The 16,914-nt window shown below is 66.0% G+C and carries 13 protein-coding genes and 1 tRNA gene; 7 read left to right on the plus strand and 7 right to left on the minus strand.

Annotated features, from left to right (window positions below; all coding sequences use genetic code 11):
* Positions 1–205 precede the first annotated feature (205 nt).
* From guaA to JN280_RS31355, 4 genes are all read right to left on the minus strand, one after another.
* The gene (guaA, locus tag JN280_RS31340) at positions 206–1,762 is read right to left on the minus strand and encodes a glutamine-hydrolyzing GMP synthase (protein ID WP_202308052.1); all 1,557 of its coding nucleotides are present in this window, start codon (positions 1,760–1,762) and stop codon (positions 206–208) included.
* 132 nt (positions 1,763–1,894) lie between these two features.
* The gene (locus tag JN280_RS31345) at positions 1,895–2,530 is read right to left on the minus strand and encodes a 5'-methylthioadenosine/S-adenosylhomocysteine nucleosidase (protein ID WP_202308053.1); all 636 of its coding nucleotides are present in this window, start codon (positions 2,528–2,530) and stop codon (positions 1,895–1,897) included.
* 3 nt (positions 2,531–2,533) lie between these two features.
* Positions 2,534–2,989, minus strand: a complete 456-nt coding sequence (locus tag JN280_RS31350; protein ID WP_202308055.1) for a PaaI family thioesterase — start codon at positions 2,987–2,989, stop codon at positions 2,534–2,536.
* A gap of 102 nt (positions 2,990–3,091) precedes the next feature.
* A complete protein-coding gene (locus JN280_RS31355; protein WP_202308056.1) occupies positions 3,092–4,381 on the minus strand; it encodes an RsmB/NOP family class I SAM-dependent RNA methyltransferase in 1,290 nt (429 codons plus the stop codon).
* Between the two features lie 349 nt (positions 4,382–4,730).
* On the opposite strand from JN280_RS31355, the gene JN280_RS31360 reads away from it, so the two are divergent.
* Positions 4,731–5,807 carry a hypothetical protein gene (locus tag JN280_RS31360; protein WP_202308057.1) on the plus strand — a complete coding sequence of 359 codons (1,077 nt, stop codon included), beginning with the start codon at positions 4,731–4,733 and terminating at the stop codon, positions 5,805–5,807.
* 102 nt (positions 5,808–5,909) lie between these two features.
* Here the strand turns inward: JN280_RS31360 and guaB are convergent, their stop codons facing one another.
* Positions 5,910–7,409 (minus strand): IMP dehydrogenase, encoded by a 1,500-nt coding sequence (guaB, locus tag JN280_RS31365; protein WP_202308058.1) that lies wholly within the window; start codon positions 7,407–7,409, stop codon positions 5,910–5,912.
* 204 nt (positions 7,410–7,613) lie between these two features.
* Here guaB and JN280_RS31370 point away from each other — a divergent pair, with 204 nt between their 5' ends.
* The 3 genes from JN280_RS31370 (at position 7,614) to JN280_RS31380 (ending at position 11,842) form a co-directional block, all read left to right on the plus strand.
* Entirely contained in the window at positions 7,614–8,714 is a 1,101-nt protein-coding gene (locus JN280_RS31370) for a YjgN family protein (RefSeq protein ID WP_202308059.1), read from the plus strand.
* On the plus strand, positions 8,704–9,798 hold the full coding sequence (locus JN280_RS31375; RefSeq protein ID WP_244742334.1) for a M48 family metallopeptidase: 1,095 nt from the start codon (positions 8,704–8,706) through the stop codon (positions 9,796–9,798). Before JN280_RS31370 ends, JN280_RS31375 begins: the two co-directional genes overlap by 11 nt.
* Positions 9,799–10,450: 652 nt before the next feature.
* Positions 10,451–11,842 carry an MFS transporter gene (locus JN280_RS31380; protein ID WP_202308060.1) on the plus strand — a complete coding sequence of 464 codons (1,392 nt, stop codon included), beginning with the start codon at positions 10,451–10,453 and terminating at the stop codon, positions 11,840–11,842.
* A 138-nt stretch (positions 11,843–11,980) separates the two neighbouring features.
* On the opposite strand, the gene JN280_RS31385 is transcribed toward JN280_RS31380, so the two are convergent.
* Together JN280_RS31385 and JN280_RS31390 are read right to left on the minus strand one after the other, a co-directional pair.
* On the minus strand, positions 11,981–12,691 hold the full coding sequence (locus tag JN280_RS31385; RefSeq protein ID WP_202308061.1) for an RlmE family RNA methyltransferase: 711 nt from the start codon (positions 12,689–12,691) through the stop codon (positions 11,981–11,983).
* A complete protein-coding gene (locus tag JN280_RS31390) occupies positions 12,688–14,082 on the minus strand; it encodes a Ppx/GppA phosphatase family protein (RefSeq protein ID WP_202308062.1) in 1,395 nt (464 codons plus the stop codon). The genes JN280_RS31385 and JN280_RS31390 overlap by 4 nt, the downstream gene beginning before the upstream one ends.
* A gap of 348 nt (positions 14,083–14,430) precedes the next feature.
* Between JN280_RS31390 and JN280_RS31395 the strand changes: the two genes are divergently transcribed.
* From JN280_RS31395 to JN280_RS31405, 3 genes are all read left to right on the plus strand, one after another.
* Positions 14,431–15,378, plus strand: coding sequence for a lysylphosphatidylglycerol synthase domain-containing protein (locus JN280_RS31395; RefSeq protein ID WP_202308063.1), 948 nt, complete (start codon positions 14,431–14,433; stop codon positions 15,376–15,378).
* A 294-nt stretch (positions 15,379–15,672) separates the two neighbouring features.
* A tRNA-Gln gene (locus JN280_RS31400) sits at positions 15,673–15,746 on the plus strand.
* A 250-nt stretch (positions 15,747–15,996) separates the two neighbouring features.
* Positions 15,997–16,512 (plus strand): hypothetical protein, encoded by a 516-nt coding sequence (locus tag JN280_RS31405; protein WP_202308065.1) that lies wholly within the window; start codon positions 15,997–15,999, stop codon positions 16,510–16,512.
* The last annotated feature ends 402 nt before the right edge of the window (positions 16,513–16,914 follow it).

The following is a 16,914-nucleotide window of genomic DNA, read 5'->3' on the forward strand; positions in this document are numbered from 1 at the left end:
CCTTGTGCACGCCGTTCTACGCCGTAGCCCTCGCCCCCCTTGGAAGGGACTTTACTTCACTTCATAAAGGAGGCGGGCACAGATCGGGCTTGCCAGATCGGAGATGGAGAACGCCAGTTCAGCGGAAGTCAGATATGGACACGAAAGCAATTTATGGGACGGCGAAAATCGCCGCCGCAACTACGCTATTGCCGCCGTTTGCCCCCTACTCCCACTCGATCGTGCCGGGCGGCTTCGAGGTCACGTCGTAGACGACGCGGTTGATGCCGCGCACCTCGTTGATGATGCGGGTGGCGGCGGCGCCGAGGAAGTTCATGTCGTAGTGGTAGAAATCGGCCGTCATGCCGTCGACCGAGGTCACGGCGCGCAGCGCGCAGACGAATTCATAGGTGCGCCCGTCGCCCATCACGCCCACCGTCTGCACCGGCAGGAGCACGGCGAAGGCCTGCCAGATCGCATCGTAGAGGCCCGCCTTGCGGATCTCGTCGAGATAGATCGCATCGGCCTCGCGCAGGATTTCCAGCTTCTCGCGCGTCACGCCGCCCGGGCAGCGGATGGCGAGGCCGGGTCCCGGGAACGGGTGGCGGCCGATGAAATGCCCGGGCAGGCCGAGTTCGCGGCCGAGCACGCGCACCTCGTCCTTGAAGAGCTCGCGCAGCGGCTCAACGAGCTTCATGTTCATGCGCTCGGGCAGGCCGCCGACATTGTGGTGCGACTTGATGGTCACCGACGGGCCGCCGGTGAAGGAGACGCTCTCGATGACATCGGGGTAGAGCGTGCCCTGCGCCAGGAAATCAGCGCCGCCGAGCTTCCCGGCCTCCTCCTCGAACACCTCGATGAACAGCCGGCCGATGGTCTTGCGTTTCTTCTCCGGGTCGCTCTCGCCCTCCAGCGCGCCAATGAAGCGGTCAGACGCATCGACCAGGATCAGCGGGAGGTTGTAGTGCTCGCGGAACATCGCGACCACGTCGGCCGCCTCGTTCTTCCGCATCAGGCCGTGATCGACCAGGATGCAGGTGAGTTGGTCGCCGACCGCCTCGTGGATGAGCAAGGCCGCCACGGAGGAATCGACGCCGCCCGACAGCGCGCAGATGACCTTGCCCGAGCCGACCTGCCGGCGGATCGCCTCGACCGCCTGCTCGCGATAGGCCGCCATCGACCAGTCGCCCTTGATGCCGGCGATGCGGTGGACGAAGTTCGCGAGCAGCTTCGCGCCGTCTGGTGTGTGCACCACCTCGGGATGGAACTGCACCGCATAGAATTTGCGGCCCTCGTCCGCGATCGCCGCGAAAGGTGCATTGGCCGAGGTCCCGACAATGCGGAAGCCGGGCGGCAGCGCGGTCACGCGGTCGCCATGGCTCATCCAGACCTGGTGTCGCGTGCCCTTGGCCCAGACGCCCTCGAACAGCGCGCATTCATCCTCGATCTCCAGGAAGGCGCGGCCGAATTCGCGGTGATGCCCGCTTTCCACCTTGCCGCCGAGTTGGGCGCACATGGTCTGCTCGCCATAGCAGATGCCGAGCACCGGAACGCCAGCCTGGAAGATGGCGTCGGGCGCCCGCGGACTGCCGATATCGATGGTCGAGGCCGGGCTGCCGGAAAGGATCACCGCCTTGGGGGCGATGCGGCGGAAGGCTTCGTCGGCAGACTGGAAGGGAACGATTTCGGAATAGACGCCGGCTTCGCGCACCCGCCTGGCGATCAGCTGGGTGACCTGGCTGCCGAAGTCGATGATGAGGACGGTATCGGGATGGTTCTTCATGTCGGGCGTTTAAAGAAGAAAGCGATTCCGCGCAATGGGTCTCGCGACGCAGTGCGAAGCGAGATGAAACAAGCGTGTGGCGGAGAAAACGGGGCCTGCGGAAAGCGCGCCCCTTTCCCTGTCCGTCCAGCCTCAGATCGATACCGCGCCGTCGCCGAGCGCCGCCGCGAGCCGATCCACCGCATCGGCCAGCTTCTCGTCGATCACATGCAGATATTCGGTCCAGTCTCCGACATGGCTGAGCTCGGCCGCACCATCGGAAATGCCGCGCAGGCCGATCAACGGCAGGCCGAAGCGCTGGCAGGCGCGCAACACGGCGAAGGTCTCCATGTCGACCATGTCGGCATCGATCAAGTCATAGGCGCCGCCCGATATGACCATGCCGCCGGTCGAGAGCCTCGCCTCGGCGATATCAGGGATGCGGAGCGGCAGGGGCACGGTCACCGGCAGGTCGAGAAACGGCGTCGCCCCCTTTTCGAAGCCAAGCGCGGAAGCATCGATGTCGCGATAGGAGACTGAGACCGCCTGGTAGATGCCCGTCTGCTCGAGCGAGCGGCTGCCGGCCGAGCCCAGCGACACCACGAGATCCGGCAGGGTGCCCGCTGCCCCGAGCCGCGCAAGCTCCGAACCCATCGCCACCCCGGCCTCGACGGGCCCGACACCCGTCATATAGGGCGCGAAGCGGCGCTTCAGATGCGGACCATATTCGGCGTCCGCCGCCATCACGAACAGGACCTTCCTGCCGGCTATGTCCGTTGCCTGCGCCACGGCCTAACCCGCCAGCCCGTCGCGGCCGGTGATCGTCATCATCGTGCCGGTCATGGTAGCGATCAGTTTCGCCTCGCCGTCTGCGGCGAAGGCATAGGCCTGGCCATCGGCCACGATGATGGTGCGGCCGGGCTTGGTGACGGAGCCGCGGAACAGGAAGCGCTCGCCCCTGCCCGGCGCCAGAAGATTGACCTTGAACTCGATGGTGAGCACGGCGGCGTTAGCCGGCATCATCGAAAAGGCGGCATAGCCGCAGGCCGAATCCAGCGCGGTGGAGATCACGCCGGCATGCAGGAAGCCGTGCTGCTGGGTGAGCGCTGCCGAATAGGGCATCTCGATCTCGACCGTACCCGGGGTCACCACGGTCAGTTCGGCGCCGATCGTCTCCATCGCCTTCTGGCGCGCGAAGCTCGACCGCACGCGCTCTTCGAAATCGGGATCGGGTGTCTGCTCCGCCATAGCTCGTCCTCGGTGTATTCGGCCCGCTTATCGCAAGGCCCGCAGGCCATGGCAACCGTCGATTGCTGCGTCGCAATATCCCGGGACCGGCCGGCCTTCGGGTCACTCCTTGCGCAGGAGCGTACCCAGGAAGAAGCCGTCGGTGCCGCTCCTGGCCGGGCTCAGCATTATGCCGGTGCCCGTCGCGATGCGCGCGGCGTCGGCCCTCGCCGGGAAACAGCGTTGCCAGAGCGCATCGTGATCAGCCGGCACAAAACCACCGTTGCGCGCGAGGAAAGCCCCGATCTGGGCATGGTTCTCGTCCGCGAAGACGGAGCAGGTGACGTAGACGAGCCGCCCGCCCGGCCGCACATAGGCCGAGGCCACATCGAGGATAGCGGCCTGCTCGGCGATCCGCGCCTCCAACTGGCGCTCGGTGAGCCGCCATTTCGCATCGGGCCGGCGTCGCCAGGTGCCGGAACCGGTGCAGGGCGCATCGACGAGCACGATATCCATCCGGCCGGTGAGATCGGCGAGTTCCGACGCCTTGGCGACGACCTGAACGTTGCGGTTTTCCGAGCGCCGCATGCGGTCGAAGATCGGCGCCAGCCGCGCCTTCTCGGAATCATGGGCGAAGATCTGGCCGCGATTCTGCATGGCGGCCGAGAGCGCAAGCGTCTTCCCGCCGGCGCCGGCGCAGTAATCGAGAACCTGCATGCCGGCCTGGGCATCGGTCAATTCGGCGACGACCTGCGAGCCCTCGTCCTGCACCTCGAACCAGCCCTTCTGGAAGGCCGGCTCGGCCTGGACGTTGGGATGCCGTCCGGCGACGTCGATCGGCGGGATGCGGATGCCGCTGTGGGCGAGCGCCGTCTCCGCGGCGCCGGTTCCCTCCAGTTCCGCCAGCACCTTCGCCCGATCGGCCTTCAGCATGTTGACACGCAGGTCGAGCGGCGGCCGGCCGGCGAGTGCGGCCCCTTCCGCGACCCAGTCGGCACCGAAATTCTGCTCGAGCATCGGCACGCACCAGTCCGGACAATCGGCGCGCACCGCGTCGGGCGCCGTGGCTTCGGCTTGCGCCCCGATCGTAGCCAGTTCACCCGCGTCGAGCGGCGGCGGCGCGAATCTGTCGCCCTCGAGCGCCTGGTTCAGCGATTGCGGTGTCTGCCGCCATTCGAGAAGCAGCGCACCGAAGCCCAGGGCACGTGGTGTGTCGGCGCCGAGCAGCCAGGCGGCGGAGCGCTTCCTGCGCAGCGCATCGTAGACGATGTTGCCGATCGCGGCGCGATCGCCGGCACCCGCGAAACGGTGCGACAGGCCCCAGTCCTTCAGCGCATCGGCCGCCGGCCGATGCCGCCGGTCGATGTCGTCGAGAGCCTCGATGGCCGCAGCCAATCTTCCGCCAAGTCGCATGTCCGGTTTCCCCGTCTTCGGCATACCCGAGATGGGGCCTAGCTAGCGGCGAAGCCGCGAGCGCACAAGCACGGTCGAGCAGAAATGTTGCACGATCCCCGGAGCCTGCAAAGAGGCGGCGTTCAGGTCATCTCCCCCGACGCCGAACCTCCGGTGTCGTTGCAAAGCCGTTGCAAGACATCCACCGCGATCATGCTTAACGCGCCGTTAAGGCGTCCTGCCGGATAGTGCGCGAAGGGGGCCCCCGGAACTCCGCCTGTCGGCGCGACGGTTCCCCGCAAGACGACACGGAGTGGCCGCACCGGCGGATCGACAAGCCGGCTGTTCGGCGACGGGAAAGGACTTTGCCATGCTTCCAGCCACGGTCGATCGCTTGCAGCCGGCGCTCGCCATCATGCAGTCGGTCACGTCGCTGCAGGCACGTCTCCTGCACGAGGATGCGCCGAACACGGCGGCCGGTCCGGCCGCAACGCCGGCCAGGGACATAAAGGCGGTCAACGATTACTATTTCGGTGGTCATCTCACCGTGACCGAGGCCATGACGAAGCTCTTCGAGCATGTCGTCGGCTATCTCAACGACAAGCTGGCGCTTGGCCGCGACGGCGCGGCCATGGACGCCGCGGCCGGCGACGCATGGCGCGACAAGGCGCTGCGCGACGATATCGAGATCAACGGCAAGGACGATTTCTCGCTGCCCAAGCCTGGAGAGAACGGCTTCTCCTTCCAGCGTGTCTCCCGCATGATCCAGTCGGCCTTCAATGTCGACTTCCTCTCCCAGGACCGGGAACTGAAAAAGCTTCTGGAGGATATGATCGGCTTCCGGCTCGACGGCATGACTGTCGCAGATCTCCTGGAAGCCATGGTCGATCCCGGCAGCGAGGCCGCGGAGAAAGTCAAGGACGTGCTGAACGAAGGCCTGGCGGGCCAAACCGGCAGCAAGGTGAGCCAGCGGATGGAACGCGCGGCGTCGGGCCCGCAATCGGTGGAACAGGCCGTCGCCGCGGCCCTGCGGCCGTCGATCGGCGAGGTCGACCGGGAAACCGTCGCCGAAGACCTCGAAGCCATCGGCAATGCCCGGGCGCATCAGAAGCTGCAACAGGCAGCCAGGCTTCCCCACGACCTCGCCGAAGCGCTCGAGGAGGAAAGCCCAACGGATCGCCCGCAAGGGCGCGGCAATGTCAGGATCGCCGCCGCAGTGCTCCAGGTCCTGGGCAGCTTCGGCGAGACCGACGGATCCGAACGGGCGGAAGGCGGCGAGCCCGCTACGGCCGTTCTCGGCGCCGCACTGGCAGCGGAAGGGCCCGACCCGGCGCAAGGCGACGAGCGCCCTGCCGTCACCACCCTCGTCAAGGCCTATCTAGAAACCCTGGAGCAGGAGCAGGACGAGCGGGAAGCCCGGGAAGAGCACCTCTCCCTGGTGCTGTAGCGCCGCTTCCGCGTTCCGAAAATCGATGCCGATTATCGGGCCGATGCCTGGCCTTTCGCCGTGCCACCGGCACGACGAATTCGCGTTCCGCGAACCGGCTGCTCACGCCACGGGATAGTTGGGGCTCTCGCGCGTGATCGTCACGTCATGCGTGTGGCTCTCGCGCAGGCCGGCGTTGGAGATGCGCACGAAGGTCGCCCTGGCGCGGAAGTCGGGGAGGTCGCGCGCACCCACATAGCCCATCGCCGCCCGCAATCCGCCGGCAAGCTGGTGCAGCACGCCGGCCACCGGGCCCTTGTAGGGCACCTGGCCCTCGATGCCTTCCGGCACCAGCTTCAGCGTGTCGCGCACCTCGGCCTGGAAGTAGCGGTCGGCCGAGCCCCTGGCCATCGCACCGACCGATCCCATGCCGCGATAGGCCTTGAAGGAGCGGCCCTGGTGCAGATAGACCTCGCCCGGGCTCTCGTCGGTGCCGGCCAGCAGCGAGCCGATCATGGCAGCACCCGCGCCGGCCGCCAGCGCTTTGGCGAGATCGCCCGAATATTTGATGCCGCCGTCGGCGATGACGGAGACGCCAGCCTTCTCGGCCGTCTCGACCGCCGACATGATGGCCGAAAGCTGCGGCACGCCGACGCCCGCCACGATGCGGGTGGTGCAGATCGAGCCCGGACCGATGCCGACCTTCACCGCATCGGCGCCCGCGTCGATCAGCGCCTGCGTCGCTTCCGCGGTCGCCACATTGCCGGCCATGATCCGCACGGAGTTCGACAGTTTCTTGGCGCGCGCCACCGCGTCGAGCACACGCTGCGAGTGGCCGTGAGCGGTATCGATGACAAGAAGGTCGACGCCTGCCTCGATCAGCCGCTCGGCGCGCTCGAAACCGTCCTCGCCGACGCTGGTCGCGGCAGCGACGCGCAACCGTCCCTGGGAATCCTTGGCCGCATTCGGGTTGAGCTGCGCCTTTTCGATATCCTTGACCGTGATCAGCCCGACGCAGTTGCCGCCGGCATCGACCACCAGAAGCTTCTCGATGCGGTGCTTGTGAAGCAGCCGCTTCGCCTCGTCCTGGTCGACCGTCTCCTTCACGGTGATCAGATTGTCGCGGGTCATCAGCTCGGCCACCTTCTGGGCGGGGTTCGAGGCGAAACGCACGTCGCGATTGGTGAGGATGCCGACCAGCCGGCCGGTCCGCTGGCCGCCAGTGCCGCCATTCTCGACGACGGGAATGCCGGAGATGCCGTGGCCGCGCATCAGCGCCAGCGCATCCGCCAGCGTCGCGTCCGGGCCGATGGTCACGGGATTGACCACCATGCCCGATTCGAACTTCTTGACCTGTCGCACCTGCTCGGCCTGCTCTGCCGGCGAGAAGTTGCGGTGGATCACGCCGATGCCGCCGGCCTGGGCCATGGCGATGGCGAGCCGCGCCCCGGTCACCGTATCCATGGCCGCCGACAGGATCGGCACGTTGAGCTCGATGTCGCCGGCGATCGTCGTGCGGATGTCGGTCTGGCCGGGCATGACCTCGGAATGACCGGGCTGCAGCAGCACGTCGTCAAAGGTGAGCGCCAGCGCGCCGGTAGCGGTTTCGATGATCTTTGCCATTGCCGATCCCTGAATTGCGTTAAGGAGCGCGTGGCCATCGGCCCGCCCCCGACTCGAAAACTTCCCTTTCAGGATTGGCAGCGGCTGGTAACACGTCTCAGTGTCGATGAAAAGACTATGCTCCTGTCGATGAACGCCGGACCTCCTTGCCCGACGTCACATTCTCGGCAAGGTTGCAGCGGAAGGCATGTCAACGGAAAAACAATGAACGACGTCACCATCGATCCCCGCCCACGGCCGGCGCAGCAGAGAGTAAGGCGCGAGCCGTTCGTCTTCAGCGGCTCGACCCGCGAATATTTCGGTATCTGGATCGTCAACGTGCTGCTGACGATCGTGACCCTCGGCATCTACTCCGCCTGGGCGAAAGTCCGGCGTCAGCGCTACTTCTACGGCAACACCAGCCTCGCCGGCGCGACTTTCGACTATCATGCCCGGCCGCGCCAGATCCTGGTCGGCCGCATCGCGGTCGTGGTCCTCTTCCTGGTCTACAACGGCCTCACGACCGTTGCGCCGCTGGCCAGCCTCGCGGTCGGCGTCGTCTTCCTGTTCGCGGTCCCCTGGTTCATCATGCGCGGGCTGCGTTTCAACGCGCGGGTCACAAGCTATCGCAACGTGCGTTTCGATTTCGTCGGCGGCTACTGGGGCGCATTCCTCGCCTATATCGTCGGCGGGTTCCTGATGTACATATCGCTTGGCATCCTCGCCCCCTTGGCGTCGCAGTGGATGTGGAACTACACGCTGGGCAATGTCCGCTACGGCGGCCGGCCTGTCCGCTGCGAGCCGAGGCTTGGCCGGCTCTACGGCCGATGGTGGCTGCCAGCTAGCTTGGTCAGCGGCGGTCTCGTCGTGCTCGCCACAACAATCGTGGGGACCTATTGGGCATACGTCCGGTCTGGAATCGCGCTTGACGAGGTGCCGATATGGGCCGCCATTCTGCTCGCAAACTGGCTGACGCTCATCCTTTTCGGGCTTTTGCTGCTCTTTGCGATGGCCGGACTGTTCTACCGGGCCGGCATCCGCAACGTCGCCTTCAACGAAACGGTGATCGACGGCAGGCACATGCTGCACTCGTCGATCCGTCGCCGCCGCTTCGCCTGGATCTCCGTCACCAACCTGCTCGCCACCGTCTTCAGCCTCGGCCTCGCCAGGCCCTGGGCCGCGATCCGCATGGCCAGGTACCTGTCCCTCGTCACCGCACTCGACGCGACCGGCTCGCTGGAGGATTATGCCGGCTCGATCGAACAATCGGGCAGCGCAGTCGGCGCGGAATATATGGACATAGAGGGCTTCGACCTTGGTTTCTGACGGACGGAGCGGCGGGGCGCTTTCCGGCCTGTGGCGCCCTCCCTTCACCGCGCGGGCGACCAGCGCGGTGCTGTCGGTCGACATGGCGGGCAACGCCAGGGCAATCGATCCGACCGCCAAGACCACGCTGGCGCAAGCGCATCTCGGGAAGATCGAGATCTCCGATCGTGTCGGCTCGATCCCGCGCATGCTCACCTTTCCCGACGGAAGCGTCTTCGAGACCGGCGACAACGATGCCGTCGACGCGCTGATCAGCGCGCGCTCCGGCCGCTTGTCCGGCTTCGTCCACCGGCTCGAGCGCTTCCACCCGCGGCTTCTCGTGCTCGTCGCCCTCGTCATCGGTCTCGCCTTCGCCATCTACCGCTATGCAGTGCCGGTGCTGGTCGAGGTCGCGGTGGCCGTCACCCCGCCGGTCGTGCCGGCCCTCATGAGCCACAGCGTGCTCGCCTCGCTCGACCAGACGGTGTTGCAGCCGTCGGCGATCGGGGCCGACCGCCGCAAGGCGATCTCGGACGGTTTCGCCGAACTCGCCGCCGCGGCGCGACGCGGGACGGCGGCGATCGCGGAGAACAAGCCGGCCGCCTACACGCTCCACTTCCGCGACGGCGGCATGATCGGACCGAACGCGTTTGCTCTCCCCGACGGTTCGATCATCCTCACCGACCAGCTCGTCGAGCTCGCCGGCAACGATGACGAGGCGGTGCTCGGTGTTCTCGCGCATGAGATCGGCCATGTCGACCATGCCCACAGCCTGCGCCAGCTCTATCGCGCCGCGGGCGTCACCGCGCTCATCATGCTGATCGGCGGCGACATCGGCTCCGGCACCGAGGATCTCCTCGTCCAGGGCTCGGCGCTGCTGTCGCTCTCTTATTCGCGCGACGCCGAACGCGAGGCGGATCGTTTCAGCGTCGAGCTCATGCACAAGGCAGGCCGCGATCCCTTGGCGATCAGCCGGTTCTTCGAGCTCCTTCGCGACAGGCTCGGCGACAAGGAGGGCAGCGACTTCTTCTCCACTCACCCCGCGACGCCCGAGCGCATAGAGGAGACGAAGCGCTACGCCGAGGAAGTGGCCCGGCAGCCCTGAGGCCGGCCATCGTCACCCTCGGGGATAGGACAGCCCGCCTGGGCCGTGGAAGAGCCGCCCGTGTGACATAGCGCCGGCGGCGCAGGAGCCCTCACATCAACGACGGCGATAGCGGCGACCTCCCTTCCTTCGTCATCCAATCACCGCCGCCGCAGTTGGGTGGAGGCGTCTCCTTCTTCGTCATCCACGGGCGCGAGCACGGAGCGAAGCGAGGTGCGAGTTGACCCGTGGATCCATGCCGTGACGGCGATGCAGGCGGCCGGCGGCTCAGGACGAGCCACCTCTGCCCACACGTCGCAAAGGCCGGGTAAACCATCCTGTACCGAAGCAGACGCTCGCGATCTCACGGCATGGATCCGCGGGTCTCCTCCGGCTCGCTGCGCTCGCCTCCAGGCCCGAGGATGACGAAGGGTGGGACGCCGTCGCCAATCCCAAGCGCTGAAAGGCACTCGATCCGACAGCGCTGAAAAAGCGCAATCCGCCAGCGCTGAAAACCGCCACACCCGCAGCACCAAGCAATCGCACCCGGCAGCGCGGACGGCAGCACCCGCACCACAACCTTACCGCAATTTCACAGGACATGAATTGTTATTCATGTTAGCCGATCGCCCAGAGCCGGCTCGTCCCGGCGCAGGAAAGCCGAAGCCGTCCCATGAATCGCACACTTCCGCTCATCCTCGCGGTCGCGCTCTTCATGGAGCAGATGGATTCGACCGTCATCTCGACCTCACTGCCGGCGATCGCCGCCGACATCGGCACCAGTCCGGTCGCCCTGAAGCTGGCGCTGACCGCCTATCTCGTGTCGCTGGCGATCTTCATCCCGATCAGTTCCTGGATGGCCGACAAATTCGGCGCGAAGCGCGTCTTCCGCACCGCGATCGCCGTCTTCGTCGTCGGCTCGGTGCTGTGCGCGGTTTCCGGCTCGCTCGTCGCCTTCGTCTTGTCGCGCTTCCTGCAAGGCATGGGCGGCGCCATGATGACGCCTGTCGCCCGGCTCGTGCTGGTCCGCTCGACGCCCAAGCGCGAGCTCGTGTCGGCCATGGCCTGGCTCACGATCCCGGCGCTGGTCGGGCCGCTGGTAGGGCCGCCGGTCGGCGGCTTCATCACCACCTTCTTCACCTGGCACTGGATCTTCCTCATCAATGTGCCCATCGGGCTGCTCGGCATCCTTCTCGCCGGCCGCGTGCTGCCCGACATCGAGCCGACGGGAGCCGCGCCCATCGACACGGCCGGCTTCCTCCTCTCGGCGATCGCCGCTTCCGGCATCGTCTTCGGGCTTTCCGTCGTCAGCCTGCCGGCCTTGCCGCCCTGGATCGGTCTCGTGACGCTCGCCATCGGCGCCCTCTCCGGCCTGGTCTATCTGCGCCACTCGAGGCGCGCGGCGAACCCGCTGCTCAACCTCAGGCTCTTCGCCAATCCGGTGTTCCGCGCAGCCATATCAGGCGGGTCGCTGTTTCGCATCGGCAGCGGCGCGGTGCCGTTCCTGCTTCCCCTGATGCTGCAGCTCGGCTTCGGCCTGACGCCGTTCCAGTCGGGCATGCTGACCTTCGCTTCGGCGGTGGGCGCGCTCGCCATGAAGTTCCTGGCGCCGGTGACGCTGCGGGCGGGGGGCTTCCGCAACGTGCTGACGCTCGCGGCCGTCTGCGGAGGCATCTTCATCGCCGCCAACGCGTTTTTCACCCCACAGACCCCGCCTGGCGTCATCATCCTGGTGCTGCTCGGCGCCGGCTTCCTGCGCTCGCTGTTCTTCACCTCGGCCAACGCGCTCGTCTTTGCCGACATCGAAGCCGACGACGTCAGCCAGGCGACGGCGATCTCGGCGGTCTCGCAGCAGATCAGCGTCGCGCTGGGCGTGGCTGTCGCCGGCGGCATATTGGAGGCTTCGACCTACTTCTCGGGCGGGCATCTCGGCCTCGCCTCCTTCTCCGCCGCTTTCCTCATCGTCGCGGCGGTGACGGCCCTGTCGGTCCTGCCCTTCCTCGGCCTCGCGCGCGACGCCGGCAGTTCGGTTTCGGGACATGGCATGCAGAAGCCGGCGGAATAATAGCGAGTAGCGAGTAGCGAGTAGCGAGTAGCGAGTAGCGAGTAGCGAGTAGCGAGTAGCGAGTAGCGAGTAGCGAGAGAGTTGACCGGGCTGCGTCCGGCGGCAACCCCTTTTTCCCTCTTCGCTATTGGCTACTCGCTATTCGCTCTTTTCCCTACCCTTGAAGTCCTTGGCCAAGAGGTACAACTCGACCGATTCATCCCGCGAAGCCGGCGGCTTGACGTGATGGACGGAACGGAAGTTGCGCTTGAGCATGTCGAGCAGCCCGCCTTCCGTGCCGCCCTGGAAGGTCTTGGCCAGGAAATGCCCGCCGGGCTTCAGCACGGAGACCGCGAAGTCGGCCGCCACCTCGCACAGATGCATGGTGCGCAGATGGTCGGTGCGGCGATGGCCGGTCGTCGGCGCGGCCATATCGGAGAGCACGATGTCGGGCTCGCCGCCCAACGCCTCGGAAAGCCTCGCCGGCGCCTCGTCGTCGAGAAAATCCATCTGCAGGATGGCCGCACCCGGAACCGGATCCATCTCCAGATAGTCGATGCCGACCACGCTTGGCCGCTCTTCGTCGGATTTGACGCGCGCCGCGGCGACCTGACACCAGCCGCCGGGTGCCGCGCCCAGGTCGATGATGCGCATGCCCGGTTTCAGCAGTCTGTGCTTGTCATCGATCTCGATCAGCTTGTAGGCCGCGCGCGAACGATAGCCCTCGCTCCTGGAGCGCTGGACATAGGGATCGTTGAGATGGCGCTGCAGCCAGCGGCGCGACGATTCCTTCAAGCCGCTCTTCTTCCTGATCTTGGTCTTCAACACGCGGCTTGCGCCTGCGCCCGGCTTCACCGGCTTTTTCGTCATGGCCGCGGCCTATGCTTGCCGTTGCGGCGCCAGACCCCGTCCTCGGCCATCAACTCGCTCAATATGCCCTCGCGCAATCCCCGGTCGGCGACGCGCAGCCGGTTCGAAGGCCACACCGCGCGGATGGCTTCGAGGATCGCGCAGCCCGCCAGCACCAGGTCGGCACGATCGGCGCCGATGCAGGGATTGGCCATACGCTGGCGGAAATCCCAGGACAGCAGCCTCTCGATCATGGCGTCGACGCTCTCGCCGTCCATCCACAGCCCGTCGACACGGCGCCGGTCGTAGCGTTCGAGCCCAAGGTGGACGCCGGCCAGCGTGGTGACCGTTCCCGACGTTCCGAGCAGATGGAACTTCCTGCCCGCCATCACATGTTTCAGCCGGTCGCGGCCATCGAAATTCCGGAGCAGCCCGGTGACGTCGTCGATCATGGCCTGGAACGTCTCGCGGCTCACGTCGCGCCCGCCGAAGCGCTCGGCGAGCGAGACGACGCCGACCGGCAGCGAAGTCCAGGAGACGATATGGTTGGCGAGCCGCGCCGAGCGGCGGCCGGAAACATCGATCAGCGCTATCTCGGAGGAGCCGCCGCCGATGTCGAACAGCACCACGCCTTGCGTATCGTCCTCGATGAGGGAGCCGCAGCCGGAGACGGCCAGGCGCGCCTCGGTCTGGCGGTCGATGATCTCCAGCGCGAGACCGGTCTCGGCCCGGACACGCTCGATGAACAAGGCGCCGTTCTCGGCCGAGCGGCAGGCCTCGGTGGCGATCAGCCGGGCTCGTCGGATCGGCCGGTTGCGCAGCTTGTCGCCGCAGACCCGGAGCGCCTCGACCGCACGGTCCATCGCCGCGTCGGCCAGCCGACCGTTCGCCGAAAGCCCTTCGCCAAGCCGCACGATGCGGGAGAAGGCGTCGACCACCCGGAACTGCCCCGGCCGCCCGGGCACCGCCACCAGCAGGCGGCAATTGTTGGTGCCGAGATCGAGCGCGGCGAAGACAGGCACCTCCTGCGACCGCACGGCGGGCCTGAAGGCCGGCGGCGGTGCCTCGAGCCGTATCGGTCGGGACGGCGGCTCCGGTGCACGTCTCGGCGCGACCGGCGGCTCGGCAGCGACCTGACCCGCATCGCGGGCGAAAACCTTTCGCCCGCGCCGGCGTTTGCGGCGCTTCTTCGGTCTGGATTTCTGGTGCGTGGCGTCGCTGTCGGCGCGGCCGGGGCCGGGCCATGTCGCCGCCCGGTCCACAGTCCGACCGACCGACGAGCCTCCGGCATCTACAGCCGAAAGCTCCCGCGACGCCCCGTCACCCGGCGGTTCACTGCCGGCATCGAGGTCTTTCACCGTCGTTCCTTCATGCGCCGCGCGAACCGAAACGGACGCTGCGCGCGCTGTCATCTTCTCCGTTGCGGCAAGGATAACAGCGCCGCGGCTCATCACCAAGTGCCGCGGCGTCGAATTGTTGAGCGCAATTCCGCAACGCGGCGCACCGCAAGATACGCGCAATGCTGCAGCGGGATTCCACCTGGTGGGATTCCGCGCCCGGCCTCTCACCGTAACGTCAACCGCTAACGGGTTTCCTTGCGCGCATATTCGCTTTATCGAACATTAGGCGACGAATGAGGACCGTTTGAGAACAGACCCGTTTTGGGGCACGCCACGGCACTGCGAGCGCGCGACGCCACGGCTGAAGTCCTCGGGGCCGGACATCTCGGAAGGCCTCTGGACGGGAGGCGACCGCACAGGATGAAGTGGAAGGACTATGTCTGGCCCGCGATCGGGCTGGCTGCCGTGGCGTTTTCGGGGTGGCTGCTCTATGGCGAACTGCGCGGTATTTCGGCGAGCGACGTCATCGCCGGCTTCCAGGCCATCCCGCTCCATCGCTGGCTGCTTGCCGCGGGCGGCGCGGTCGTGGCCTATGCGGCGCTGGCCGGTTACGACCATATCGCGCTCACCCATCTCGGAAAACGTGTGTCCTGGGTGTTCGTGACGCTCTGTTCCTTCACGACCTACGCACTCTCCCACAATATCGGCGGCTCGGTCGCCTCGGGTGCCGTCATCCGCTACCGGGCCTATGCCACGAAGGGCCTGACGGGGCAGGATGTCGGCATCCTGGTCGCCTTCTGCTGGTTCACCTTCATCCTGGCGACGGTGTTCCTGCTGGGTGTCGTGCTCGTGCTGGAACCCGGCCTCACTGATCGGTTCGTCGACATCGAGGCCTTGCCGATCACGCTTTCGGCGACCACGGGCTATCTTTGCCTCGCGCTCGTCGCGCTCTATGTGCTGGGAAGCTGGATCGGCTTCCGCCCGCTGCGCATCGGCGGCGTGCGGCTCGACTATCCCAGCCTGCCGAACGTGGCGCGCCAGCTCACCATCGGCCCGATCGAGCTCATCGGCGCCGCTTCGATCATCTACTTCGCACTGCCGGAGGCCGGTAATCCCGGCTTCATCATCGTGCTCGGCGTCTTCATCATCGCCTTCTCCGTGGCCTCGGCCACCCATGCCCCCGGAGGCATCGGCGTGTTCGAGATCGTGGCGCTGGCCGGCTTCACCGACATGGACACCGTGTCCGTGCTCACGGCCCTGCTGGTCTTCCGGCTGTTCTACCTTATCGTGCCGCTGCTCCTGGCGCTGGTCGTGGTGATCGGCTTCGAACGCAGCCAGCTCGCCAGGCGCCGGCGACCGTTGGGGTAAGCCGGCCCGCCCAACCCGGCATAGACGCAGCCTCAAGCACGACGGTCGAGAACCGCCGGCTTGCAGCCGGCGTTACTGACCTCTGCTGAACCAGGGAAAGCGCCGGAACAGGCTTGAAGAAAGGGGCCGCGCTGGAGCGACGCACGCGTAGAACCGTCCTCGCCCTGCGTCAGCGGCGCCTTCATTTTCTTCAACGGTTGAATGCGCAAGCGGGGTTGACTATTTTGAGGCCTTGCGCGATACGCAGGCCGCATAGCCGACATGGCTGCCGCTCGCGGCTCTAAAGCCGCTTGCTGGGGAATAGGTTAACGGTAGACCAGCGGACTCTGACTCCGTTAGTCCTGGTTCGAATCCAGGTTCCCCAGCCATCTCTTGTTTCTTCAATAAATTTAGTAGCTTACGAAAACTTCATCCTGTTCTTCATGATGATAACGGGCGTTTGCTTCTTCAGCGGATAGCATGATCGGAAGGATGAGGTCTTCCACCGGCTGGCCTCGCCACCATCCATAGCGGCATCATGGCAATTTTTCCCAAGACCTAAGACCCGCAACGCTGCAACAGTCGTGGCGGCCATGTTCCAGCGCCGTGTCGCTGCACGCTTATCAGTTGGAGGAAATCATGACGATCACAATTTCCCCGTTTCTCACCGCTCTCGTATCTGAAGGCCCCCCCGCCGACCGGGCGAAAGACATGGACCTGTATGGATGGCTGATTGGAAGCTGGGAGATGGACACGGTCCGCCATCTCGACGACGGCACAACCCAGGAATCGACTGGAGAAATCCATTTTGGCTGGGTGCTCGAAGGCCGTGCGATTCAGGACCTCTGGATCAGGCCCAAGCGCCCCGCGCCATCCACCATGTATGGCACGACTTTGCGCATATTCGATCCTGGGATCGGTGGCTGGCACATCATCTGGAGTGACCCGCTCAACCAGGATTACTCGCGCCAGATCGGGCGGGCCGAGGGTAAGGACATTGTCCAGATCGGCAATGACTCCCGAGGTCTGCAAACCCGATGGCGTTTCACCGAGATCACTGCCAACAGCTTCCATTGGATCGGCGAGGAAAGATCTGCCGAGAGCGACCCGTGGCAAGTGACCTATGAGCATTGGGCCCGCCGAACAAGTTCCTGAGCCGTTCGGACCGGTTGCCCCGGATGATCTCCTCCAGGCCTATGTCGGCAACACTGAGCGTCCTGAGACGCTCGTAGAATGCGGAAGCTGGCTCCCGGCCCGTTTCGTATATTGCGTACGCCGCGAGAGCGCTCGAATATCTCCGCGATCGAATGTTTCTCGCGACGGCGAGACGGTGAGCGAGGATCGCGCGCCTTGGCGTTGCGTGTCGAGAATTGAGGCTCTGCTGCCATCCCGGAGTTCCAATGTCCCAAGGATCGGGCTCTCGTCCCCGGCCATCAACCAAACCAGGCCTCAATATCTCGCTTGACCCCGCTGGAGGCCGACCATCACAGTCGACTGTTGGCCAATATCCACGCGGAAAACCCTGCGCTGGCAAGTTGGCGTTGCCAGTCAGCATAT

This window comes from Mesorhizobium sp. L-8-10, assembly GCF_016756635.1.
GTDB lineage: Bacteria > Pseudomonadota > Alphaproteobacteria > Rhizobiales > Rhizobiaceae.